The organism is Dehalobacter sp. 12DCB1, assembly GCF_004343605.1.
Taxonomy (GTDB): domain Bacteria; phylum Bacillota; class Desulfitobacteriia; order Desulfitobacteriales; family Syntrophobotulaceae; genus Dehalobacter.
Window position 1 is genome coordinate 153,186 of sequence record NZ_POSF01000014.1, and the last position, 24,331, is coordinate 177,516.

The 24,331-nt window shown below is 45.9% G+C and carries 28 protein-coding genes and 1 pseudogene; all 29 read right to left on the bottom strand.

The annotated features are described in order from the left end of the window. Positions 1-9: 9 nt before the first annotated feature. Positions 10-426: a hypothetical protein gene (locus C1I38_RS07460; RefSeq protein WP_020491891.1), complete on the bottom strand. Its 417-nt coding sequence runs from the start codon at positions 424-426 to the stop codon at positions 10-12. Beyond that, complete coding sequence (locus C1I38_RS07465; RefSeq protein WP_020491890.1) at positions 426-908, bottom strand: chemotaxis protein CheD; 483 nt, start codon at positions 906-908, stop codon at positions 426-428. Before C1I38_RS07465 ends, C1I38_RS07460 begins: the two co-directional genes overlap by 1 nt. Continuing rightward, complete coding sequence (locus tag C1I38_RS07470) at positions 905-1,501, bottom strand: chemotaxis protein CheC (protein ID WP_020491889.1); 597 nt, start codon at positions 1,499-1,501, stop codon at positions 905-907. The genes C1I38_RS07465 and C1I38_RS07470 overlap by 4 nt, the downstream gene beginning before the upstream one ends. 2 nt (positions 1,502-1,503) lie before the next feature. Continuing rightward, positions 1,504-2,148, bottom strand: a complete 645-nt coding sequence (locus C1I38_RS07475) for a flagellar brake domain-containing protein (protein ID WP_026156378.1) — start codon at positions 2,146-2,148, stop codon at positions 1,504-1,506. 71 nt (positions 2,149-2,219) lie between these two features. Continuing rightward, complete coding sequence (locus C1I38_RS07480; RefSeq protein WP_020491887.1) at positions 2,220-3,086, bottom strand: MinD/ParA family protein; 867 nt, start codon at positions 3,084-3,086, stop codon at positions 2,220-2,222. Then, a complete protein-coding gene (gene flhF, locus C1I38_RS07485) occupies positions 3,079-4,269 on the bottom strand; it encodes a flagellar biosynthesis protein FlhF (RefSeq protein WP_020491886.1) in 1,191 nt (396 codons plus the stop codon). Before flhF ends, C1I38_RS07480 begins: the two co-directional genes overlap by 8 nt. Beyond that, on the bottom strand, positions 4,269-6,332 hold the full coding sequence (gene flhA, locus C1I38_RS07490) for a flagellar biosynthesis protein FlhA (RefSeq protein WP_020491885.1): 2,064 nt from the start codon (positions 6,330-6,332) through the stop codon (positions 4,269-4,271). The genes flhF and flhA overlap by 1 nt, the downstream gene beginning before the upstream one ends. Positions 6,333-6,847: 515 nt before the next feature. Beyond that, positions 6,848-7,915, bottom strand: a complete 1,068-nt coding sequence (flhB, locus tag C1I38_RS07495; protein ID WP_020491884.1) for a flagellar biosynthesis protein FlhB — start codon at positions 7,913-7,915, stop codon at positions 6,848-6,850. Then, positions 7,903-8,682: a flagellar biosynthetic protein FliR gene (fliR, locus tag C1I38_RS07500; RefSeq protein WP_020491883.1), complete on the bottom strand. Its 780-nt coding sequence runs from the start codon at positions 8,680-8,682 to the stop codon at positions 7,903-7,905. The genes flhB and fliR overlap by 13 nt, the downstream gene beginning before the upstream one ends. 24 nt (positions 8,683-8,706) lie before the next feature. Beyond that, positions 8,707-8,979: a flagellar biosynthesis protein FliQ gene (gene fliQ / locus C1I38_RS07505; RefSeq protein WP_015043585.1), complete on the bottom strand. Its 273-nt coding sequence runs from the start codon at positions 8,977-8,979 to the stop codon at positions 8,707-8,709. 36 nt (positions 8,980-9,015) lie between these two features. Then, complete coding sequence (gene fliP, locus C1I38_RS07510; RefSeq protein ID WP_020491882.1) at positions 9,016-9,666, bottom strand: flagellar type III secretion system pore protein FliP; 651 nt, start codon at positions 9,664-9,666, stop codon at positions 9,016-9,018. Then, positions 9,663-10,139, bottom strand: a complete 477-nt coding sequence (locus tag C1I38_RS07515; protein ID WP_026156376.1) for a flagellar biosynthetic protein FliO — start codon at positions 10,137-10,139, stop codon at positions 9,663-9,665. Before C1I38_RS07515 ends, fliP begins: the two co-directional genes overlap by 4 nt. A gap of 2 nt (positions 10,140-10,141) precedes the next feature. After that, entirely contained in the window at positions 10,142-10,504 is a 363-nt protein-coding gene (locus tag C1I38_RS07520) for a response regulator (RefSeq protein WP_020491880.1), read from the bottom strand. Positions 10,505-10,521: 17 nt separating this feature from the next. Continuing rightward, positions 10,522-11,708: pseudogene (fliY, locus tag C1I38_RS07525) on the bottom strand (flagellar motor switch phosphatase FliY). Next, a complete protein-coding gene (fliM, locus tag C1I38_RS07530) occupies positions 11,701-12,693 on the bottom strand; it encodes a flagellar motor switch protein FliM (protein WP_020491878.1) in 993 nt (330 codons plus the stop codon). The pseudogene fliY and the gene fliM overlap by 8 nt, the downstream one beginning before the upstream one ends. A 34-nt stretch (positions 12,694-12,727) precedes the next feature. After that, a complete protein-coding gene (locus tag C1I38_RS07535) occupies positions 12,728-13,162 on the bottom strand; it encodes a flagellar basal body-associated FliL family protein (protein WP_026156374.1) in 435 nt (144 codons plus the stop codon). Next, positions 13,152-13,367 carry a flagellar FlbD family protein gene (locus C1I38_RS07540; protein ID WP_083916770.1) on the bottom strand — a complete coding sequence of 72 codons (216 nt, stop codon included), beginning with the start codon at positions 13,365-13,367 and terminating at the stop codon, positions 13,152-13,154. The genes C1I38_RS07535 and C1I38_RS07540 overlap by 11 nt, the downstream gene beginning before the upstream one ends. Before the next feature lie 13 nt (positions 13,368-13,380). Beyond that, positions 13,381-13,812, bottom strand: a complete 432-nt coding sequence (locus C1I38_RS07545) for a flagellar FliJ family protein (RefSeq protein WP_020491876.1) — start codon at positions 13,810-13,812, stop codon at positions 13,381-13,383. Then, a complete protein-coding gene (fliI, locus tag C1I38_RS07550; RefSeq protein ID WP_131929842.1) occupies positions 13,812-15,131 on the bottom strand; it encodes a flagellar protein export ATPase FliI in 1,320 nt (439 codons plus the stop codon). The genes C1I38_RS07545 and fliI overlap by 1 nt, the downstream gene beginning before the upstream one ends. Continuing rightward, a complete protein-coding gene (locus C1I38_RS07555; protein WP_119774507.1) occupies positions 15,097-15,963 on the bottom strand; it encodes a FliH/SctL family protein in 867 nt (288 codons plus the stop codon). The genes fliI and C1I38_RS07555 overlap by 35 nt, the downstream gene beginning before the upstream one ends. Next, a complete protein-coding gene (gene fliG / locus C1I38_RS07560; protein ID WP_020491874.1) occupies positions 15,947-16,954 on the bottom strand; it encodes a flagellar motor switch protein FliG in 1,008 nt (335 codons plus the stop codon). Before fliG ends, C1I38_RS07555 begins: the two co-directional genes overlap by 17 nt. 2 nt (positions 16,955-16,956) lie before the next feature. After that, entirely contained in the window at positions 16,957-18,558 is a 1,602-nt protein-coding gene (gene fliF, locus C1I38_RS07565; protein ID WP_020491873.1) for a flagellar basal-body MS-ring/collar protein FliF, read from the bottom strand. Between the two features lie 17 nt (positions 18,559-18,575). Next, positions 18,576-18,896, bottom strand: coding sequence for a flagellar hook-basal body complex protein FliE (fliE, locus tag C1I38_RS07570; RefSeq protein ID WP_020491872.1), 321 nt, complete (start codon positions 18,894-18,896; stop codon positions 18,576-18,578). Positions 18,897-18,899: 3 nt separating this feature from the next. Next, complete coding sequence (flgC, locus tag C1I38_RS07575) at positions 18,900-19,382, bottom strand: flagellar basal body rod protein FlgC (protein ID WP_020491871.1); 483 nt, start codon at positions 19,380-19,382, stop codon at positions 18,900-18,902. Between the two features lie 7 nt (positions 19,383-19,389). Continuing rightward, a complete protein-coding gene (locus C1I38_RS07580) occupies positions 19,390-20,457 on the bottom strand; it encodes a chemotaxis response regulator protein-glutamate methylesterase (RefSeq protein ID WP_020491870.1) in 1,068 nt (355 codons plus the stop codon). Next, entirely contained in the window at positions 20,441-20,887 is a 447-nt protein-coding gene (locus C1I38_RS07585; RefSeq protein WP_020491869.1) for a chemotaxis protein CheW, read from the bottom strand. Before C1I38_RS07585 ends, C1I38_RS07580 begins: the two co-directional genes overlap by 17 nt. A gap of 18 nt (positions 20,888-20,905) precedes the next feature. Continuing rightward, positions 20,906-23,026, bottom strand: a complete 2,121-nt coding sequence (locus tag C1I38_RS07590) for a chemotaxis protein CheA (RefSeq protein WP_020491868.1) — start codon at positions 23,024-23,026, stop codon at positions 20,906-20,908. Positions 23,027-23,326: 300 nt separating this feature from the next. Next, positions 23,327-23,890 carry a hypothetical protein gene (locus tag C1I38_RS07595; RefSeq protein WP_020491867.1) on the bottom strand — a complete coding sequence of 188 codons (564 nt, stop codon included), beginning with the start codon at positions 23,888-23,890 and terminating at the stop codon, positions 23,327-23,329. Then, the gene (gene fliS, locus C1I38_RS07600; RefSeq protein ID WP_020491866.1) at positions 23,890-24,300 is read right to left on the bottom strand and encodes a flagellar export chaperone FliS; all 411 of its coding nucleotides are present in this window, start codon (positions 24,298-24,300) and stop codon (positions 23,890-23,892) included. Before fliS ends, C1I38_RS07595 begins: the two co-directional genes overlap by 1 nt. Positions 24,301-24,331 lie beyond the last annotated feature (31 nt).

Sequence of the window (24,331 nt, forward strand, 5' to 3'; positions counted from 1 at the left end):
TACACCTCCTTACTGATCATCACCCCAGCCCATTTTTCTGACAATCTCCGCTCTGGCTGCGGCATCCGGTAAATGATCCATGATCTGGTTGTTGATTTGGCCCGGAACCCGTTTTTTTAGTGACAGAAGGCTCTCTGCAGGCTGCCCCGTCTTATTCGGGGCATTTTCGTCCTGACTTTCCATATCCCCAAGGAAGATATCAATTTTGGAAGGTGGTCTTTCTTCTTTGACCGGAGGAGAGACCTTGTTCCATAACAGAATAAGCCCTTTGCCCAAGAGATAAATAAACAAAAAGGCCAGCGCGGTTCGTAGTATGATAGCAGGATAACGATAACCGTTGAATATGGAGAATACCAGAACGATTCCGGCACTGATAACCGACAGTCTAAATGCGTTTTTTTCTAGTTTTCTTTCTGGCTCTGCCATTAGATCACCTTTTCCCCATGGTTAATGGTCCTCACATGCAAATCGCCGGATTGAATGTCAAAAGTGATCGTTCGCCCGAAATTGCCGCCGACATCATGGACGAGCAGCGGAATCCCGGCCTTTTTTAATTCCTGTTCCACTGACTGGGCGTTGCGCTCTCCAATTTTCAAGAGTGGTGCCTTATTTCCAAACGAAAACATCTGAGCCCCACCGGCCATTTTAGCTTTGAGTCTCGATTTCATAACCCCAAGCTTAAACATTTCCTCGAGCATCATGGCCAGGCATGTATCGGCATACTTCATCGGATTGCCCTGAAGGCTCTCCAAAGAGTTAGGAAGCATGATATGGGCCATTCCCCCAATCTGGGATAACGAATCATAAACACATATCCCGATACACGAACCGAGGCCTGCCGTCATCAGCTTGTCAGGCGCCTTTTCCACTTTGTAATCAGCCATTCCTACAATGATCGTCTTGCTCATATACCAAATACTCCCAACAATTTGTCAAGAGAACCTTTACTAGGAATAAAGAAAAATTTCCCTTCCACTTCTTTAACCCCGGATAATTTCGTATCAATGATCAAAACATCGTCATCAACCATTCCTTCTTCCAGCAGGACGCTGTCAATAATCGCGCCGACCATGTCAATAGCTATAGCCGGAATTGACGGATGTAGCAGGACTCCGGAAAACTTGGACAATGCGATGATGAAGGAACTCACCAGAATATTTCCGACTTCCTGCAACGCCGACTGCGCCATTTCGTCACTGAAAATATCCGGACGTTCTGAAAGCGAAAGCAGTTTTTGGGCTATGACCCTGGCGCTTTCAATCGGGAGGACAAAAATAGCCTTTCCGGGTGCGTCCCCCTCGACTTTCAGATAAAGCGCCACCTGAACGGTATCGTATTCACCTAGCGCCTCGCTGAGTTTTTCGAGCGGGACAAGCCATACTTTCGGCACGGACATGTCTATTCTTGCCTGCAGCAGTTTAGAAAGCGATGTCGCCGCATGCCCGGAACCTATATTTCCAATTTCCTTTAAAGCTTCCAGCCTAATTGCAGATATCTCCATGTTCAAACCAGTCCTTTCTTACGCATCTCTCGTTGAAGCTCAAATACATAGGTAATGATTTTATCACGCGTTCTTTCAGAAATCTCATAAAATTCGACGGAAACAAGATACGTTTCTTTTTCATCTTCTTTGATGCAGCGTACCACTACTGCCGGAATCTGCATCGGACTATCCATAATCATGGGCTCAACAACGACAGGTGTCTTTTCAGGTATACATTCTCTAGCGTGGAAAAGCAAACCACCACCACTCAAATCATGCATAAATCCTTTCTGCTCTATCCCTAAACCGTTTTTCTCCACTATCCTGTATTGGAGAGGACTAACCACCTGGACCCTAACATATTTTCTTCTTTGAACTTTAGATATTTTCTCGGGAAATTCTATAATAAACGTTGGAATAGGAACAGAAAACCTTTTGATCAAGACAGTCGAGAAGGAATACGCCGACAGGTCGTCGACAAATACCACTTCCAGCCGCGTTCCTTCTCGGAGCGGAATAAACTGGCCGTCAGCGACCGGTACCCCGATGGTTATGATTTTCTGCCCAACCTCTTCTACCCTGGTCTTATATCTGCCCTGATATTCTCCTTCAGGGACAACAATTTGGACACTTAAGCCTTCATATACTTTGTCTTTATAAAGCATCTTCATCACTCCCCAAATAGCTCTGACCAGGCTAGTCACATCGTTTGATGTCTGACGCTATCTTCATCTCGTTATTTCAATTTCAGTAGAGAAGAAATAAATCCTCTGATTCCGCTGCTTTGAGTCGGAGGCTGCATATATACGCCTGCAACATTTCCGGCGATCCATTGTACGCAGCGATAGGCATAACTTTCAGGATTCGATAACCCGACCGGTTTCTGTTCCATCACGGAACGTCCGACTGATGGGTCGTCGTAAATCCATCCCAATAAACTGATGGGCATCCCCAGAAACTTCGTAACTGCATGCTCCAGTCTTTCATAGGCCTGCTTCGCTTCGGTCTCACTTTTGACCCGGTTCACAACAATGTTAAGATTCACTCTTCCGGTTGGACCTTTGATTGATTTAATCAGTCCATAAGCATCGGTCATGGAAGGCGGTTCCGGCGTCAAAACGAGAATGACATCGTCCGCAGCGCTGATAAAGTTCAGTACAGTATGTCCTAAGCCAGCTCCTGTATCAATCAGTAGGATATCTGCCATTTTTTCGAGGCGGCCAAGATTAACAAGAACATTTTTCAGCTGTCCCCTGTCCAAATTCGCGAGCTCTACCATTCCAGATGCTCCAGGCAATACTTTGATTCCTTTACCAATCGGGTAAAGAATATCTTCAATTCTTTTTTCACCAGTCAGCAGGTGTTTAATATTGTATTTCGGCGTGATCCCAAAAGCAACATCGACATTGGCCAGTCCCAGATCTCCGTCAAGAATAATCACCCTGTAATTGTATTCGGTCAGAGCAAGCGCCAGGTTCACCACAAAACTAGTCTTGCCCACACCACCTTTGCCACTGCTGACTGCAATGACCCGCATATTTCTTGGCATTGCAACTTCTCTTTCACTCGCCATCTGCCTGAGTATACTTGCTTGGTCATGCATATGGATTATCCTCCCCAAGAACGTACCGGGTTAGTTTCTCGGAAGTGGCTGCGTCAATATCATCCGGGACATTCTGTCCGTTTGTTAAATATGCAACAGGCAAATCGGTCTTTGCCAGAAGGTCAAGTATGGAACCGAGCGAAAAACTCTCATCCAGCTTTGTTAAGATCAGATGCGTGGATAACTTATTGAACCTTTGGTAAACTTTCATCTGGTCTGTCATGTTGGTTGTGACACTCATGACAAGCATTGTCAGGTCAGGTTTGGCCTTGTCCAGAAAAGCTTCCAGTTCGTCCATATGAAGGTCGTGCTGTGGACTGCGTCCGGCTGTGTCAATAAAAATAAGCTCTTTGTCGGCATGGATGTTAATCGCTTCTCTTAACCCTTCCGGCGTCATAACAACTTCAACTGGAACACCGATAATTTCTCCGAAAGTTCTGAGCTGTTCGACTGCTGCTACTCTGAATGTGTCGGCTGTTACCAGCGCCACCTTTCTTCTTTCAATGATGCTGAAACCTGCTGCAAGTTTCCCGATGGTTGTTGTTTTCCCGACTCCGGTTGGCCCTACCATTGCGACCACCAGTGTCCTGGATTTGCTTGGCCTAATAACCTCGGTATTTGAACATAATCTCTCGACTTGATTTTTCAACAGCTCAAATACTTTTGTATTGTTTTCCCACTGGTCTTCGGCAAGATCGTTTCTGATAGGTTCAAGCAGCTCAGCGGCAGTCTCTCTGCTGGCTCCTCTAACCGTCAGAAAATTGATCCAGTCGGAGTAGCGTTTGGATTCGGCACTGCTGCTTAAGTCCCCTTTGGTGATATGCCCCTTAATTTCTTTTAAAATATTGTGCATCTGTTTAATTTCGGACTGGGCATCATCGGGAATACTTTGTTCTCTCGTATTTTCATTCTCTTTTTCTCTGTAAGCTTCATAGGCCTTTTTTATCACATCCGTATTAACGACTTTGACAGGTTCATCCTCCGCTGACTTCATCAAGGTATGATTTTGCTGTCTTTCTTCAATCGCTGCGGTAATTTCCACTTTTGTACGCGCAAAAAAGCCTAAGAATCCACCTTCTTTAATCTGGCGGGTTTGCAGAATCACTGCCTCGGATCCAAGCTCCCGTTTGATCTTCCCCATTGTATCTGCCACATTGTCACCGACAAACCGTTTCACCCTCATTAATCCAACACCACCATTCCAAGAGCCTGAACCTCTATTCCCTGTACAAGTTCATTATAAGACAGGATGACCAGGTGAGGAAGTTGACGCTCTGTCATTCTTTTTAAACTTATCCTGACCATAGGAGCACACAACATTACAGGATTGTGTCCCTGCAGCATAATTTTTTCTACTTGTGCGCCTATCCTTTTTAAGAGCTTCTGTATGACATTCGGGTCAATATTCACATAACTGCCGAAGTCCGAGGGGCGAAGATTATCCAAAATCATCTGCTCAATCTTGGGCTCAAGTGTAATTACCGGCAATTTTTTTTGAGGATTCAGAAAGGGTTGTACGATCTGGCGGGCCAAACTCTGCCGGACATATTCGGTGAGTCTGTCCATATCTTTTGTCAGAGGAGCACAATCGGCAAGCGTTTCCAGGATCGTCACCAGATCTTTAACCGATACCCTTTCCCTCAGCAGGTTGCTGAGTACCTTCTGAACCTGCCCCAGACTGAGAAGGTCGGGGATAAGCTCTTCGACAACTGCCGGTGACTGTTCCTTGGTATGATCAATTAGTTTCTTCACATCCTGTCGGCTAATAATCTCATGGGCATGCGTTTTTAGAACTTCCGTTAAATGGGTTGCCAGTACAGTCGGTGCATCGACAACGGTATACCCAGAAAGTTCAGCCTGCTCTCTGACCGACGCGTTAATCCATTTGGCATCAAGACCGAAGGCTGGCTCTTTGGTTGGAATGCCCTGAATGGAATCATCTTCGATTCCCCCACTAAAGGCCAGGTAATGATCGGTCATCAATTCCCCGGAAGCAACCTCCGCACCTTTTAGTTTGATCGTATACTGATTCGGCTGTAGATTCATATTATCCCTGACCCTGATCACTGGAACGATAAATCCGAGTTCACCGGCCAGCTGCCTGCGGATCAGAATAATCCTGTCCAGAAGGTCCCCGCCCTGACCGGCGTCAACCAGAGGAATCAGCGCATAACCGATTTCCAGTTCCATATGATCAATTCCAAGTATATTCATAACATTTTCAGGCTTCTTAGTCTCGTCAATATCGCTTCTAACGGCCGCCTCCGACTCTTTCTTGGCTGCCTGAGCAGTGTTGCGCTGAAGGTAGTAGCCCATTCCGCCAGTAGCGGCGGCAAACATTAGCATGGGTACCTGGGGCATACCAAAAATGGCGAGAGCTACCAATACGCCGGAAGTAATATAGAGCGCCTTTGGCATCCTGAACAGCTGTTTGGCCAAATCCTGCCCAAGGTTACTGTCTGATGCGGCTCGGGTTACGACAAGGCCAGTAGCCGTTGAAATCAGCAACGCCGGGATCTGGGTTACCAGCCCATCTCCGATCGTCAACAGCGTATAGGTGTATAGAGCATCGGTAACCGCCATACCCTTGGTTACCATTCCGATAATAAAGCCGCCGATAATGTTAATTAGCAGGATTATGATTGCCGCAATGGCATCTCCTTTGACAAATTTGCTAGCGCCGTCCATCGCACCGTAAAAATCTGCTTCCTGTTGGATATTCAGTCTTCGAGTTCTGGCCTCCTGATCCGTGATGATCCCGGCGTTCAGGTCGGCATCAATGCTCATCTGCTTCCCGGGCATTGCATCCAAGGTAAAGCGGGCCCCGACTTCGGATACGCGTTCCGCGCCTTTGGTAATGACCAGAAACTGTACCACGACCAGGATACAGAACACAATAAAGCCAACAATCGGATTTCCCTGAATAACAAACTCTCCAAACTGCTGAATGACCTGCCCCGCCTCAGCCTCGAGTAAAATCAGTTTCGTCGTGGAAAGGTTCAAGGCCAGTCGAAATAGTGTCATGGTTAGCAGCAAGGAAGGCAGTACGGAAAACTCCAGTGGATCCTTTGTAAAGACAGCCAGCAGAAGAATCAGAACTGATCCTGTAATGTTTAAGGTAATAAGAAAATCAAGCCAACCTGCGGGCACGCCAATGACCATGACAACAATGATGCCGACGATGCTGATGGCTGCGATAATATCCGTATTTCTTGCTAATCTACCAGCGCGAGTTGTCGTGGCCATGATGCAGTATCCTCCTTTGCTTGATTCTGTGTTTTCAATAATGATCCTTGAATATATCTATTATACTATTGGCTAAAGAAAAATCGCTTTTCGGGTAGGTCTCCGTAATATATAGCCGCTTTCGGCCATTGCGTCCTCCTTGACGCAAAAGGCCGCGCTACGCACTCCATGCTCCACTGACGCTGGCTATATATTACGGAGACTTATCTCTGAAGCTATCTTTGTTTTGGGTATTTCTTCAAGAAGTTTACTGTTTGCATGTTCTCATAGCTTGGAATGGATCTGCAAGTACATAATTCCACAATGGCATACAAACCTGCGTGAATGAGCTTACGTTCAATTCGGGGCAAAAAAGCTAGACCCTAATAAGCATAAGATCAGTCTGCGTGCCACAGTTCCGCGGCGAGCGGAGCCTGGATGGCGGTAGCGCGGCCTTTTGCGTCAAGGAGGACGCAATGGCCGAAAGCGGAATTGTGGCATGCAGACTTGCCCCGGCATAATGGTACCGGCTCCCGCTACGCTGAATAGGATCGTCTCTTTTTGTTAAGACGGAAGACAAACGCGAGGACTTCGGCGACTGCCTTGTATAGTTCCTTTGGCACGGACTGCCCAAGCTCAACCTGGGAATAAAGCGTTCTAGCCAAAGGCTTGTTTTCCATAATCACAATGTTGTTTTCCTCGGCAACCGCCTTGATTCTTAAAGCTATTTCATTCTGCCCTTTGGCGACGACATAGGGAGCAGGATATTTGGCTGTATCATATTTTAGGGCGACTGCATAATGTGTCGGGTTCGTAATAACGACATCGGCCTGCTTGAGGTCCTCCATCATTCTACGCATGGCCATCATACGCTGGCGTTTCTTAATCTGGCTCTTGATAAGTGGATCTCCCTCAGTCTGTTTGTATTCTTCTTTGATTTCTTCCTGAGACATTCTGAGGTTTTTCTCATAGTCCCACCATTGATAAAGAAAATCAGCAAATGCAATAACCAGAAAGGCCAGGGCTATTTTCCAGGCCATTTCAAACAACAACCCACTTAGGAAAATGAGGGACTGACCAACTTCAGCTCCTTGCAGTGCCGGAAATACATCAATGTTTTTTCGAATAACATCGATAAGAAAATAACCAATTACCAGCACTTTGAACAAGGACTTAACCAAATTGACCAGAGCCTTTAGACCAAACATTCTTTTGACCCCTTCAACAGGACTCATTCTTGAGAATTTCGGGATCATAGGTTCGGTAATGAACACCGGCCCCGTCTGCAGAAAATTTACGGCGATGGCGATGACCAGTGCAACAGCAAATACCGGTGCCAGGATCAGCAGGCACTGCCATGAAACATCGATGACAACCTTCCAGAGGGACTGAATATTCCAGTCCACGGAAAGACTTGCTGTATACGTAAAAATGTTAGCTAACCTTTGGAACACATATGGCAGCCATATTTTCAGCAACCCGATAATTGCCAGAAGCATTACCGCCGAAGTCAGTTCCTGACTTTTAAGTATCTGGCCTTTTTTACGGGCGTCCTGCTTTTTCTTGGGAGTCGCCGGAAACCTTTTTTCAGCTATACACTCCACCCCCTGAACAGTTCAAAAATCCACTGCATCGTAATATCGAAGACTCTGGATACCGTATCTCCAAAGAAAGCAATCATTAAATACAACATGGCCAAGCCAAAAATGATTTTTACCGGAAATATCACGGAAAACATATTCAGCTGCGGTACGATCTTCGCTAAAAGGCCGACACCGACATCCGCTAGTAATATGGCACCAAAGACCGGCATCGCAATCTGGAGCGATAAACTCAAGACCTTCCCGGTAATTTCAATAAAAAATTCTGCGCCATAGTTCACCCCGGCAGGATTAATCGGCAGAAACTCATAACTTTTGGTCACAGCAGCAATGATATAGTAATGGGAGTTTGTGGCCAAAAGCAGCATCGTTGCAATCATCGCCAGAAAACTTCCCGTCATCGGACTTTGCATACCGTTGATCGGATCGATAACATTTCCGGTCATAAACCCGAGCTGAAAATCAATTAGCTGCCCAGCTCCCTGCATGACCATGGAAAGCAAGTTGATAATGAATCCTATCGTAAGGCCCAGAAGCGTCTCCTTCACCAGTATCCCAATCAAAGGGAGTAATGCATTCGGTATAACGGGATTTTGGGCTTGAATCAGCGGATATACTACAATGGACAGTCCCGCGGCGAGACCCAGTCTTATCATTGCCGGAACGCCTTTTGCGCCGAACACCGGAGCAAGCATGACCATTCCTGCCCAGCGGGAAAAAATAAGCATGAATAAAGTAAGATTCCACTGTAAGTAATCAGACAGGTTCAAGTTGCTTCCTCCATTGGGCTGCTTTTAATACCGGGCATATGTGGCAATCTCAGTAAAGAGCGTTGCCGTGTAAGTGGTCATGACATTGAGCATCCAGGGGCCCAAGATAAGCAGAATCACGGCAACTCCCAATAATTTCGGAATAAAGGACAGCGTTTGCTCCTGTATTTGCGTCATGGCCTGGAAAATACTCACAATAAGACCGATAAGCAGGCTTACCGCTAGGACCGGTCCACCAACAATGACTGCTATCGCTATTGCTTCTTTAGCCATAGCAAGAATTTGATTCTCAGACATTCCGTTTCACCTCTGGCAAATTTCTTGGAAATCCATTTAACTGAAACTTGAAACCAGAGACTTCACCACCAATGACCATCCGTCAACCAGAACAAACAGCAATATCTTGAACGGCAGGGAAATCATCATCGGAGGCAGCATCATCATCCCCATTGACATCAGCGTACTCGATACGACCATATCGATAATAATAAAAGGAATAAAAATCGCAAAACCCATCTGAAAAGCCGTCTTTAATTCACTAATGACAAAAGCCGGAATTAAAACATACGTCGGAATATCCCCATATGTTTTGGGCTGCTCAATTTTTGCCATATTCACAAACAACGCCAGATCTTTTTCTCTGGTTTGTTTAAACATAAACGTTCGTAACGGCTGTTGGGCTTTGTCCAGGGCTTCCTCCTTCGTTATCTGGCTTTGCAGGTAAGGTTGAAGCGCATTGGTATTGATTTGGTTGAATGTTGGCATCATGACAAAAAAAGTAAGAAATAAGGAAAGTCCGATAATGACTTGGGTAGGGGGCAACGTTTGTGTTCCCAGTGCATTACGGACAAAAGATAAAACGACAACAATCCGGGTGAAAGAAGTCATTAATACCAGAATAGCCGGTGCAAAGGAAAGGACAGTAACAAGTAAAAGGATCTGAACCGCTGAGCCGGTCTGCCCTACATCAAGTGTTATGTTCATTTTTTCTCCTCCTTGAGATAGTACTCAAGTTCAGCAGAGAACGGTTCATTCTTTTGCTTCCTTCTTAACCTCTTCCAGATGCCGGACATCCATCTGTCCATTTTTTCCTGCGGTTGTCGGGCAATTTCCTCAAGAATTTCAGCAGCAACATCAAGATCGTCAATCTCGGCCACCTTTGTGATATGATGATCCGTCCCGCCAAGTACCTGGATCTTACCGGCAATTTCGACCAGATACAGGGCCTGTTGACCGTTTAAGACCTGCCGGTCAAGGACTCTTACCCACGGCGACTGAATATTGCGCAATGAGAAGCGGTTCAGACGTTTCATCAGCCATAGGGCGACGACGAGAATAATCAGAAAGACGACAATCATCCCGATCAGACCAGCCCAGGAAAAAGGTTCCGTCACGGTTGTCGCTGATGCTGCAGCTTCTGAAGCACCCGGATAAGGCTGATTTTCATATCCGTTCATGGCTATTTCAGCGCCTTGGCAATCGCTTCGAGTACTCTTTCCGCCTGGAAAGGCTTGACAATAAAATCTTTTGCTCCAGACTGGATGGCTTCAATAACCATGGCCTGCTGACCCATTGCACTGCACATGATAACTTTGGCCTGCGGATCCTTGGTTCTAATCTCTTTCACAGCCTGAAGCCCATCCATTTCGGGCATTGTAATGTCCATTACCGTGATATCCGGTTTCAATTCCATATATTTGTCGACGCCAACCATCCCATTTTCTGCCTCACCGACAACCTGATATCCATTATTGGCCAGGATATCTTTAAGCATCATTCTCATAAAAGCAGCGTCATCAACAAGCAAAACTGTTTTCCCCACTACGCTTCCTCCTCGATCTAGTTTAATGTGTCAATTCTTTCATTTGGATTTACAATTTCTGTAATACGGATTCCAAAGGTCTCGTTGATTACGACAACTTCACACTTGGCGATAAGTTTGCCGTTGACAATCATATCGACCGGTTCGCCTGCCAGGCGGTCAAGTTCAACGACGGATCCGGGACCCAAATCCAGGATTTCCTTGATCGTTTTTATTGCTTTACCGAGCTCAACATTGACCTGGAGCGGAACATCATAAATCAGACCCAGATTGCTCGGCAGAGCTGCGAGTCCCCCCGAAGAAAGCGGTGCAAACTGCGCCGGTTGCACAAAGGTCGGCTGAACCTTCTGGGAAGGAAAATCCACAGGCGGCTGCCATATTGTCTCCATCGGTGAAGGAGGCGGAGCCTGAGGTTTCGGAATATGCGGCTCAAGCTGTACCGGCGCGGCCGGTGCAGTATACTGGGGCTGCGGTTCCGATACTGTTTCCTGAGCGGGTGCCGCGTACATTTGTCCCAGAAGCTTGTCGGCCATGCCTTTGGCAACTTCAAACGGGAGTACCTGAATCAGAACGCTGTCAATGATTCCTTCAATGATCATTCTAAAAGAAACTCTGATCAATGGTTCATCGGCATTCAGATTCTTGCTTAACTCATAAACCTCATCATCCTCCTCCGCTACGATGACACGGGGAGGCGTGATGTCCACAACCGAATTGAACATTGTGGACATAGATGTGGCTGCCGATCCCATCATTTGATTCATTGCCTCTGAGATACCGCTTAACTGGATATCGGATAGTTCATTTGTCGGGCTCTTGCCGGCCCCCCCATCATCAGATCCACAATAATGGAACCGTCTTCGCGGGAAAGAACCAGCATATTGGATCCTTCAATCCCTTTTTTATATTTGACATCAATGAGAACATGCGGCACGGGATAATCTTCGAATATTTTCTGTGCTGTGGTCAGTTCGACTTTTGGAGCAGTTATCTCTACGCGCTTTCCGACAAGTTGAGATAAAGTTGTTGCGGCTGTCCCCATCGATATATTTGCAATTTCTCCCATGGCGTCTTTTTCCATATCGGTAAGCTGAATTGTCTGGCTGTTACGTGAAACAGGCTCGTCAACCTCTTGGGAACTGATATCCATTGAGCCGGACAGCAAGGCATCTATCTCCTCCTGCGAAAGCATTCCGTTACCCATCCTCATTCCCCCCTTTTTTAATGACATCCGTAATCTGCACTGCCATTCTGTTTCCAAATAAGCCAGGCATTCCTCTGAATTTGATGTATTCTCCGACGTAGACAGCAAGAGGATCCTTGATGCCTTGATTCAGAGGGATCACGTCCCCACGTTCCAAATTGATTAGATCCTGTACGGTGATCTGGGCTTTGCCGATAACGGCTTTCATCGGTACTCTAGCCCATTCAATCTTTTGGCGGATCAACTCCCTTTCCTCAGGGGATATGACCTTCCCTCCGGAAGAGAACAGCAGAAGATTATTCAATTTTTCCAAAATCGGTTTCATAACAATATAAGGAAGACAAACATTAATCATCCCCGACTGCTCTTCAATCTTCACCTCCATGGTCACGACAACCACCATTTCATTTGGCGCAACAATCTGGGTAAATTGGGAATTTGTCTCCACATTAACCAACTGAGGATTCCCTTCAAAAATTTCAGCCCAGGCTTCCCCCATTAATTGGACAATCTTGCTTAGCCGGCTGATAATGATTTTTCGCTCAATTTCCGTCAGATCACGATTTTTGGCCGGTTCCATACCATGGCCGCCTAGCAGTCGGTCTACCAGAATAAAGGCCAGTGAAGGACTGAGTTCGAGCAGCCCGTTCCCTTCCAGCGGCGGCATGCTGAAAATTCCAAGGATGGTCGGATAGGGCAGAGAACGAATAAATTCGTCATAAGTCACCTGCTCGGTAGACAGCACTTTGGCATCTACGGCAGTATGCATGTTTCCTGCCAGAAAAGTCGCTAATGAACGGCAAAAATTTTCATGAATATTCAGCAAGGAGTTCAACTGTCCTTTGGAAAACTTGTTGGGCCTTTTAAAATCATAAACTTTGATTTTATGAGGGCTGGACATTTTTATGGTTTCTTCATCAACTGAACCGTCTGACAATGCATTTAGCAAAGCATCAATTTCCGCTTGGGATAATACTTCACCCATCCAATCCCCCCTCCTTTAATCCGTTTGAGATTTGTTAATCATACATGAAATCTTTGAACAATACTTCTTTGACCTGGTCACCGCAGACGTTATTCAGCTCGGTCAGCAGCTCCTCTTTGAGTTTTTCACGTCCTGCATTTGTCCGGACATCGTCAATTCCTTTTGATCCAATCACGGAAATGATACGGTCTCTCAAGAATATTTCTTTTGCTGTAATCTTCTCTTGGGATTTCTTGTTCACGCCTTCCAGTACAATATTCGTCTTTATCATTCCACCTCCGTCGAGGTTGATCATAAATTCGTCTTTCATTTCAATCAGTGGTCCAACTTCCTCCGTAACTTTTTCGACCTGAGCGGCGCCTGAACCGGAACCCGGGAAGATTTTATCTTTAACAATCGTGCCGCCTACGCCAAGCCCTGCTCCGATAACAATAAAGATAAGGGGTACGATAATTTTTTTAATTTTCATTACTGCGGGTTCCTCCTCTGAATTCTGGATGGCAGCGTCTTCGAAATTCTGCAATCCTTTCTATGAGCTCATCAATGGATTCTTTGACGACGTACTTCTTTTCAGTGGTCAGTGTAATAACCGTGTCGGGGGTAGCCTCCGCCGTCTCAATCAAGTCTGGGTTTATTGTAAATTCTTTGTTGTTCAGTCTTGTCAAATAAATCACATCAATCCTCCTGTCATTTCCAGCCTCTAAGGTTCTGGGCAATCTCATCAATTTCAGATTGTTCTTTTTTTAATTGTGCTATATAAAAAAGTCTTATTTTTTTCTCTTTAAGCCTTTTGTATTTTTCTGTTTTAATTCGGCACTCCAGCAGCTTTTCCCTTTGTTTTTCGACTCGAATATTTTGTTCTTCGACTTCTTTTTCTCGCTTCAGCAAAATATTTTTTTGATCATAACAGTATCTTTGCCATAAGTTCAGTATCTGTGGCTCTTCAAGACAGGCTATTTTTTGTTTCTCGTAGGCCTCGTTCAGAAGCTGCTTCTGGAGATCCCTTTGTTCAGTCAAGTGGTGCAGCGTTCTGAGCGCCTGCGCCAACAACCCCTGCTCAATATCCATTTCCTGCTTGGCCAGTCGCAGAGAAGCCTCTAAACGAAATTTGAATGGCATCACTTATCCTTATCGCTCTCTTCAAAAATATCTTTCATAAAGCTCAACATTTCATCAAAACAGCATTTTTCATCCGTATTCTGACAGACGAAAGCGCGTATCTTTTCATGATGCTTGATAGCCTGGTCGATCCGGTTGCTGCTTCCCTCCACATAAGCACCGATGTCAATCAAGTCCTTGGCTTCATGGTAGACTGCAAGATGCTCCCGAATTTTCCCGGCGAGTTCCCTGACCTGCGGATCCGCAACATCGCTCATTAAGCGGCTGATGGATTGCAGGATATCGATAGATGGATAGTGGTTTTTCGCCGCCAGTTCCCTCGTCAAAACAATATGGCCGTCCAGTATTCCCCTTACGGCATCCGCAATAGGTTCATTATGGTCATCACCGTCAACAAGGACGGTATAGATCCCTGTAATACTGCCTTTTTCAGATAAACCGACCCTTTCTAACAATTTTGGCAGCATGGCAAATACCGACGGAGGATATCCTCTGGTTGCCGGAGGTTCTCCGATCGTTAAGCCTATCTCCCGCTGGGCCATTGCAAAACGGGTCACGGAGTCCATCATGAACAATACATTTTTACCTTTGTCGCGGAAATATTCGGCGACCGCAGTTGCCGTGAAGGCAGCTTTCAGTCTGACGAGAGCAGGTTGGTCTGATGTCGCGACAACGATCACAGACCGAGATAGACCTTCTTCTCCAAGGTCTTTCTCCATAAAATCCCGCAATTCCCGCCCGCGTTCCCCAACAAGCGCAATCACGTTCACATCGGCTTCCGAATTCCGTGCCATCATCCCTAATAGCGTGCTTTTACCAACACCTGATCCGGCAAATATCCCCATTCTTTGGCCTCTGCCCATTGTCAGCAGCCCATCGATGCCTCTGACCCCAACGTTCAGAGGCTCACAAATACGCGGTCTGAACAATGCACTGGGTGGCTTATTATGAAGTGGATACAATTGATCCGTATTTAAGGGTCTACCATCAAGCGGCTGACCAAGTCCGTCAAGGATTCTTCCTAACAATTCAGGACCGACTTTGACATTCAGCGTTTCATCCTGAGGGACCACCTTATCACCCGGGGCTACCCCTTCCAGCTCCCCGAGAGGCATAAGCAGGGTTTTTGTTCCTCTGAAGCCAGCGACCTCAGCAGGAATCGCTTTGAAGTTGGAAGCCATAATATGGCAGTATTTCCCGACGCTAACTCTCGGGCCATCCGCTTCAACCAAAAGGCCACTGATTTTAGAGACTAATCCACAGACTGAGATTGGCTCGTATTGTTCAATTTTCCGGGCCAGCGCCTTCCAGTCGGCCATACTTCAACTCCCCCTTGAGGTATTTTTCTATCTTTTCCAGCTGAAGTTCAATCCGAGCATCAAATATCCCTTCGGAGCATTCCAAAAATGTATCTCCGGCCTTGATTGTTTCATCAATAATGACCGGATAGCTAGGCTTGTACTCAGACGGGAGATTTTTATACCAATCCCAATCTCTACTGGACAGGTGGATCTTTATGCTCTGTTTGTCACTAGGCAGCAAGGTAAGATTCTTAATGATGCCCAAAAGAAGTTCAGGATCAATGTCTAATGAAGTATGAATAATTTTGCTGCAAATCTTCAGACAAAGGTCTGCCAGTTCCCTGTCTGCTCTATTAGATTCATCCGTCAGGACCTTTTGAGCCATGTCTAGATAGTTTGTTGCCTGCTGTGTAATCAAGTCTGCCCGAGACTGAGCTTCTTCAAGTCCCTTATTATAACCTTCTGCAAAAGCGACAGGTGTAATCTCGCTCTTGACCTTTTCCTGATATTCGATGGTTAAGGCTTCACTTTCCTTTCGAGCATTTTCAATGATTTCAGTCGATGTTTTTTGAGCTTCGGCAATTAGCTCATCGGCTTCAGCCCTAGCCTTTGCCAGGATATCGGAAACCTCTGGCCCCCAGTCTTCCTCTGCAACCGGGGCCGTTTCAGTCACATACTGCTCTATGAGCGTATAATCCTCACTAACGGACAGCACAGCCAAGGCAGAGGAAGCATCATATACATTGGTCCTATTTCGATATATCTCCGGATCAGGTGATTCTAGAATCCGCGGAGAAGTAATTTCAATAATCTTGCTCTTCAAAACTGAGGTTTTAGTAGATAATTTCATCTGCACCACCTCTGGAGATTACAATCGCTCCAGCTTCCTCCAGCTTACGAATAACTTTGACAATCTTCTGCTGGGCCTCTTCAACTTCACGCAGCCGAACGGGGCCCATAAACTGCATATCTTCCTTCAGCATACCTGCAGCTCTGCTGGACATATTCGTGAGAATCTTCTGTGTGACGTCTTCATTGGAACCTTTCAGTGCCAAGGCAAGATCCTTGGTTTCGACTTCTCGCAGTACCAGCTGAACAGAACGATCGTCAAGCAGGATGACATCATCAAACACGAACATCTGGCGCTTAATCTGTTCGGCGAGATCCGGATCATCCATTTCTAGAACATCCATGACGGCTTTCAACGTACCGGGATCTGTCCGGTTAAGCATATCAACAACGGACTGCATCCCCCCTGATGAAGTATAATCGGTCGGGGCAAGATTAGAGATTTTGTTTTCAAGCACCTTCTCTATTTCTTTCAGCACTTCCGGACTTGTTCTTCCCATCAGGGCAATCCTTTTTGTGACCTCCGCCTGCAGGTCCTGCGGCAGACTCGCTAAAATCGTAGCCGCTTTGTCCGGTGGAAGGTGTGTCATAATTAAAGAAATCGTTTGCGGATGCTCACCTTGGATAAAAGAAAACAGCTGTTTGGCGTCCGTACGACGGACAATGTCAAACGGACGCATCTTCAAAGAAGAGGACAGGCGTCCGATAATATCAAACGCTCTTTGCTGTCCCAAAGCCCTTTCTAATACATCCCTGGCATATTCGATGCCGCCCTGCGCAATGTAATTGCTGGCCAGACACATTTTATGAAATTCATCAACGACCGAGTCTCTCTGTTCCTCAGACACCTTGCGCATATTGGACATTTCCAGCGTAAGCTGCTCGATCTCCGGCTCAGAAAGAAATTTAATGATCTCCGAAGATCTTTCCGGACCCAAGGTAATTAGTAGTACTGCTGCTTTTTGTAATCCCGTAAAAATTCCGCTGCTCATCCTTATTGCTCCTCAGTCAGCCAGGTTTTGACTAATCTTGCCACATCATCCGGATTTTCCATCGTATATTTTTCAACTTCTTGACGGATCTTCTCTTTTTCAATTTCTTCCGTAGTTTTGGCTCTCTTCCGTGCCAGTTTTAAGTCGGCCTGACGTTCAGCCTCAATCTGTGAGGCCAAGATCTGTTCAGCCTCCTGCAGTGTAACAAATTTGGATCCATCTGCCATATCCATCGATTCGATCGCCAATTCTTTCTTTTTCGATCTGGACCTTAAGATTGCAATCAGAAGAATAATCGCCAGCAATACGCCTCCACCAATCTCCGCATACAGTAGAATTTGGGCCTTGCGGGCAGCTTCTTCTATCGCCGCCTGCTTCTCAAGCGCCGTCGTCTTTTCAAAAGGCAGTCTGGCCGCCTCAATCACATCACCACGATCCTGATTATAACCAACAGCGGAAGAAACAATATTCTTGATGTTATCAAGCTGTTCATCTGTTACACTATCCGAATCGGCCAGGACAGACACAGTCAATCTTTTGATCTGTCCGGGACTTACGATCGTTTCTTCCTGGGTCACACTTGGCTGAAAATTCTCTGTCAGACTGTTTTTTTCTGAAGTTGAAGTCGTACCGCTTTGGCCGGTAACCGGATATCCAGGCACATTAGTCTCCGTACCAGCAACACCCCCATTAGCAGAAGTACTACTGCTTTTCTCCGATACTTCCTGCCGGCTGGTAACAGCCCCGTCTTCACTTTTCTGACTGGTAATCTTCTTTTGATCGAAGTCGAGAGTTGCGTTAGCCCTGACAATGGTATTACCCGCCCCAAACACTTTATCCAGCATCGTTTGCACAGAACTTTGGATATCGTTTTCATACGTTTGCTGAACTTGAAGCTGGGTCGCGGATAATTTCTGCGGCGAAGTGCTGCTTCCGAGAATATCGGATAAGACATTGCCGTTCGTATCGACAATTGTCACTTTATCAATGCTGAGCCCTTCGACCGAATAGGATAAAAGGTTCGCGATTGCCCTTACCTGATCTTCCGACATCTCCTTTCCGTACTTTCGTTTGATCGTTACAGCAGCGGTTGTAGCTTCCTGCTGCTCGGAAAACAGGGCGTTTTCAGGCATAACAATATGAACCCTTGCATATTCCACACCGTCAAGCGTTCCGATTGTTTGTTCCAGTTCGGTCTGCAATCCCAATATATACCTCAGTTTACGGTCTTCGTCAGTTTCACCGATTCTCATCTCATTCAAATAATCAAAACTGAAGGTGCTTTCACTGGGAAGGCCTTGATTGGCCAACTGCAGCCGAACTTCTGCAACATTCTTATGAGGAACCTCGATAGTTGAACCCCCATCCGCCAATTGATATTGAACATCTAATCCTTTCAGCGCCTCCGTGATCGCTCCGGCTTCCTCGGTTTTTAAATCGGAAAACAGAACGGTATACTCCGGACGGCTTGCCCAAAAGATAAGTGTAATCAAAGCAGTTGCAACAATAACCGGTGCGGCGACTAGAATAATCTTTTGCGGGCCGGTCAGTTTTTTCCAAAAATTACGTACAGCATCTAGTATTTCCGTTAAGGAAAAATTCAACTACCTTTCCCCCCAGATTAGATTTGCATCTGCATGATTTGATTATAAGCATCAACAACTTTATTGCGCACAGTAACCGCCAGCCCTAAAGCCAGGCTGGCTTTTTCCATGGCAATGACCGGTGTATGAAAGTCATCAACTTGACCCGTAGCCAAATCTGCCGCAGCCTGTTCAGCTTCAGACTGCACATTCTCAAGCTTATCAAGCGCTTCACTCAGGAAAGAAGAAAAATCAGCGGAACCATTGGCATTGTTCGTTTTGGAAGCTTCAGAGTTTATTTTATTATCCAATGGGGAAAGCGGAACAATCATCGTCAGAGGCTCAATCGCATTACTCATTTTTTACCCCTTTCCAATCCCGAGGGCTGTGGAAGCCATGGCTTTACTCGCATTAAGGGCGGTTACATTCGCTTCATAAGACCTGTTAGCTGAAATCATATCAACCATTTCCTCTACGAGGGTCACATTTGGATAGCGTACATATCCGACTGGGATTCCATCTTCGGCTGTTTGGGCCGCATCCGGATTATCCGGATCGTATTCCAGTCTGAATTCATTATCATCCTGAATAACAGCAGTGACCTGAACCCCTTCACTTCTTAACTTGGTACGGGTATCCTTAAATACATCTGCAAAATCCGTTTCAGATGGACGAGAAGAAAAGACGGCAACTTCGCGCTGATAAGGAATGGGGTTACCGGCCACAGTTGTTTGTCCTGTGTTGGTTGTATTGATATTGGCAATATTATTGGATATCAGGTCAAGCCTAAGTTTTTGGGCAGTAAGACCCGAGGCGCTGATATTCATACCGGTAAACAGACCCATATTATTACTACCTCCTTTTCACACACTCTAAAATTGTGCTCCCGATATCGGAAAGCATTTCGATTCTATCGGCTAGTTTCGCTTCAATAATGGAGCGGGGCATGCCGTAGATGATGCAGGTCTTTTCAGATTCGGCAATTGCATAAGCCCCTTTGGCCTTCAAGGCTTTCATGCCTGCCAGACCATCATTCCCCATTCCTGTCATCACGACACCCAGCACACCGGCTCCGACCTCTTTCGCCAGAGACAGAAACATTACATCAACAGAGGGCTTGTAAAGTGTGGCAATCGGTGATTCCGTAGTGACATTCGCGGTAAGTCCACTGCTGTTTCTTGCCACCTGAAACTGTTTCCCGGCCTGTCCGATATAAATGGTACCTGCTTTAAGCAGCTCACCGTGTTCGACTTCCTTCACTGTGGCCTCACAGATGCTGTTCAGCCTGGAAGCCAGGGGAGCCGTAAATCCAGCCGGCATATGCTGGGCGACGATTACGGGAACCGGAAAATTTTTGGGCAGTTTGCTCAGAACATTCTGCAGGGCACTTGGTCCGCCCGTCGAAGTACCAATCGCAACAATTTCTATTTTGCAGCCAATTGGCTGTATTTGCTGTTTGACAAGCGGTGGCGCAGATCCCAAGTTTTTTTTGTTCAAACGAGTAGTATCTACCCCGGCGACACTCTTTATTTTCAGAACAATCTCTTCAGCCAGGGCTGAGAGATCATTTCCCTCTTTGCCAGAGGGTTTGGCAACAACATCAACAGCGCCAAGGTCAAAAGCTTTCATCGTCATCTTAGTGCCGTCAGTTGTTACAGAACTTAACACAATGACCGGCATCGGCTGCCAGCGCATAATTTCTTCCAAGGCTTCTAAGCCGTTCATCACCGGCATCTCGACATCCATGGTTACAACATCCGGTTTCAGGTCCTGAAGCTTTAATATTCCTTCTTTTCCGTCCTGTGCAGTAGCTATTACTTGAATAGCCGGATCACTGCTTAGAATTTTTTTCAGCGACATCCTGATGAAAGGTGAATCATCGACAATCAGGACCTTAATCGGCTTAAGCAATTTGTTCATTCATGCTATCTCCACCCATAAGTTGATCCAGCTTCAGGAGGATGAGCAGTCTTTCACCTATCTTGCCAACTCCACGGATGTAATTTGAATCCATACCAAGTGCAATCGGCGGGGGTGGTTCTATCGCTTCGCTGTCCAACCACAGCACTTCTGTTACACTGTCAACCATAATGCCAAACACCCTATTGTCGATTTGCAGAACAACGATCCTGCTTAAATCGGTTTCTTCCCCAGGTGGCATACCGAAGCGGGACCTGAGATTAACAATCGGAATGACATTCCCGCGCAGGTTGATGACACCCTCAATATAGCTCCGGGCCTTCGGTACCCTGGTGACAGGAGGAATCCGGATAATTTCTTGGACTTTCATAATATCGACTCCAAATTCTTCCGAACCTAACGAAAAAGTAACCATTTGTTCTTCAGCCATGATTTAGTCCCACCTTTCTTAGCGCTTGATCAAAATATCCTGAAGAAGTGATCCAATGTCCAAAATTAATGTTACTTTGCCATCTCCCAGAATCGTTGCCCCTGCAATGCCCGGTAAACCGTTCAGATAATCCCCTAAAGACTTGATAACAACCTCCTGCTGGCCTTGTAGCTCGTCAACGATAATTCCTACAGTTTTCTCTCCCAAACCAACCACAACGACATAAACTTCCTCATTTATGGTTTCACTTTCGGGCAAATCAAATTTCTGTTTCAACGAAATCAACGGCAAGGTATTCCCTCTGAGTTGAACCATCGGTAAGCTTCCGACGGTCTTGATATCAGGCTTGTTGACAAGCAACGTCTCAACAACAGAAGACAACGGCACTGCATAAGTCTCTTTGCCTACTTCAACGAGCAGCGCCTGAATAATTGCCAGCGTCAGCGGCAGCCGGATGATCATCGACGTTCCAACACCTTTACTTGTCTTGATATCAATGATGCCGCCCAAATTAGTTATGGCCTTTTTTACAACGTCCATGCCAACCCCGCGCCCGGAAATATCCGTCACTTGATCGGCGGTACTGAATCCAGGCTGAAAAATGAGATTGGCTATATCGCTCTCGGATAGGCCCTCCCTTCCACTGACAAGGCCCTTTTCCGAAGCTTTTTTGTAAATCTTTTCAATGTTAAGTCCGGAACCGTCGTCCGAAACGATAATCGCAATATGGTTTCCTTCATGATAGGCATCGAGCGTAATTGTTCCTACTTCAGGTTTCCCGACTGCAAGTCTTTCTTCCGGTGCTTCTATGCCGTGGTCGACTGAGTTGCGGATAATATGCGTCAACGGGTCACCGATCATTTCGATGACGGTCTTGTCCAGTTCTGTTTCTTCACCGTGAATAACAAGTTCAATCCTTTTACCGGTCTTCCGGCATAAATCCCGAACGAGACGCGGATAACGACTGAATACCGTTCCAATCGGCACCATACGAAGCTTCATGACACTTTCCTGAAGATCATTCATCAGACGCCCGAGGTAGACGTTTGCCTCATTAAGGCTTACAACAAGTGGATCAGTCTGGTTTTCCGTCTGCAGGTCCTGGCCGATTTTTACCAGTCTGGTTCTGGTAATGACCATTTCTCCGACAAGATTAATCAGATTATCCATTCTGGCTGTGTCCACACGGATCGTATGCACCTGATTGACATCTTTCCGGGGCTGTTCATTCGTGTTCTGCTGAACTGGCTGATTCGCTTGTTTAGAACGGCTTATTTGAACGGATTCTTCAATGCTCTTCTCTGTACTGACAGGATTTTCCTCTTCTGACTGAACGGTTAAGCCAATCTCCGGAGCATCTGACTCCGGCAATGTGTAATTCGTGACTAGGGCGTCGTAAATTTCGGATACTTCAAGGATGTCAGCCCGAATGTCTTTCTGCAATTCATTGGTCACAAACAAAATATTGAACTCCAGCGCTTCACAAACTTCAAGCTCATCAATCGAGGGGATAATCTTCACGACATTGCCGAGCAGCTCCAGCCTTTGAATAACCATAACCGCCCTTACTGCCTTCATCATGGTATTCGGTTCAAGTACCACATTAAGCCAATATACAGACTTGCTTACAAATGCTGCTTCGCTGACTGTCTCAGTTTCCTCCGGTGACAAGGCAAAGTTAATCCCGGGCTTTTCTTCCTGTTCTTCCATCTGATTTTTTTCGGCAAACGGCTTGCTTTTTTGCACCAGAGCTCCGGTCTCGGTGATCGTCTTCATCTGAGAGGTCAGATCACCATAATCGACCGAAATATCCAAACGCCGCTCGACCTGAGCCAACATCATTTTTACTTTATCGGTTACCGCCAGCAGCACATCGATAATCTCGTTGGTAACCAGCATCTTTCCCTGTCTCAGTTTATCGAGCAGGTCTTCTGCGGCGTGCGTCAATTTAACAATCGGGGTAAATCCCATGGTTCCTGAGGCGCCCTTTAAGCTATGCGCACTTCTGAAAAGATCATTAACCAGCGAAATATTTTCGCCGTCTCTTTCCAACTGCAAAAGACCAGAGCCAAGCTTCTCGACCTGCTCCTGTGAATCAAGCAAATAGAAATCTAGAAAGTCATCGAGGTCTATTCCCATACTCTTCTCACCTTGGCTCAATTTTCTCCCCCCTTTGTCATCATCATTGTTCCGACAAGTTCTTCATATAATTGTTTAAACAAACCAAAAATTTTATAATTAACCCAAATTACAAAGTTCGCCGTTTCTTGTTAAAATCCTCCAAATAGTCTAGATTATATGCAATTTTTCTGCAGCATTGTCGAAATTTATAGTTTGTTTTATTTTAAGATCTAAACATTAATAGCTCACAAACATCAGTTTCCTTTAAAAAAAAATCCCTTGTTCAGGATTTTCTTTTTGGACTATTTTATTGGAAAACTATTTCGATTTGTCAATAAACCTTGGTTCACGAGACACTGGACTGCCATAGGCAAATCTCATCTTTTTTACCCCTCTAACACGGGCAAGCTCTATTTTTACAGATTCTAATTCTGTTTGGATCTTGGGTATGATTTGCTGATCCATCTCCCGGATCTTATCCAGGGCGATTCCCAACGCGTCATGACTCTCGCAGAATTGGCGATATTCAGTAGCGCTCAGATAGGGCTCCAGCAACTCATTGCGGAATTGCAAAACGCCGATGGCCTGACAAAGCTCATCTTTCAGCTGTGATGTCTTATCAATATTCAATTTGAAGCTGGCAAACGTCTGAGCCCTGGTTTCCGAAAACTTCTGAAGCAGTGCGTCAAATATTTCTTCCTGTTCGGTAAGCGCAAGGGCGTCCGCTGTTTCCGGATGGAACAAAACCTTCTTGTCTTGCTTGCTTGTCTGGTAATCATCCAACATTTTGTTGTATTCCGCTAAAACCGCCAGGTGCTGCTCGCACTGGGGAAGGAGACGCTGATAGATTTCCAGTAAGACATTGATCGTTTTTTTCGGCATTATTTTGCCCCCAAACGGCTGATCCTGGCTGCTTCGATCCAGACATTCCTGAATGCTTCGAGAAAATCAAGCACCGGCCGTAGAAAGCTTGGATCCTTTTTGACATTTGCCTTGATCGTTTCCATGTAATAGAACCGATAGAGCTCACGCAGATTTTGCGCAATTTCACCGCCATTCTCCATATCCAGAGTCCTGTCCAACTCGGTGATAATATCCTGAACCCGCAGAAGATTGTTATGAATCTCTTCCAGCTTTTTTTCCTCAAAGGCTTTTTCGGTCTGATGCAAAAGCAAAATTGCCTTCGAATAAAGCATTATTATAAGCTTTTCGGGGGAGGAAGTCTCGACTGACGCCTGCTTGTACGCAGTCTGAGAATTTTGGTAGGCATTTTGTTGTAATGCTGTATTCATCGCCCAGCCTCCTGACATAAATTAACCTGTA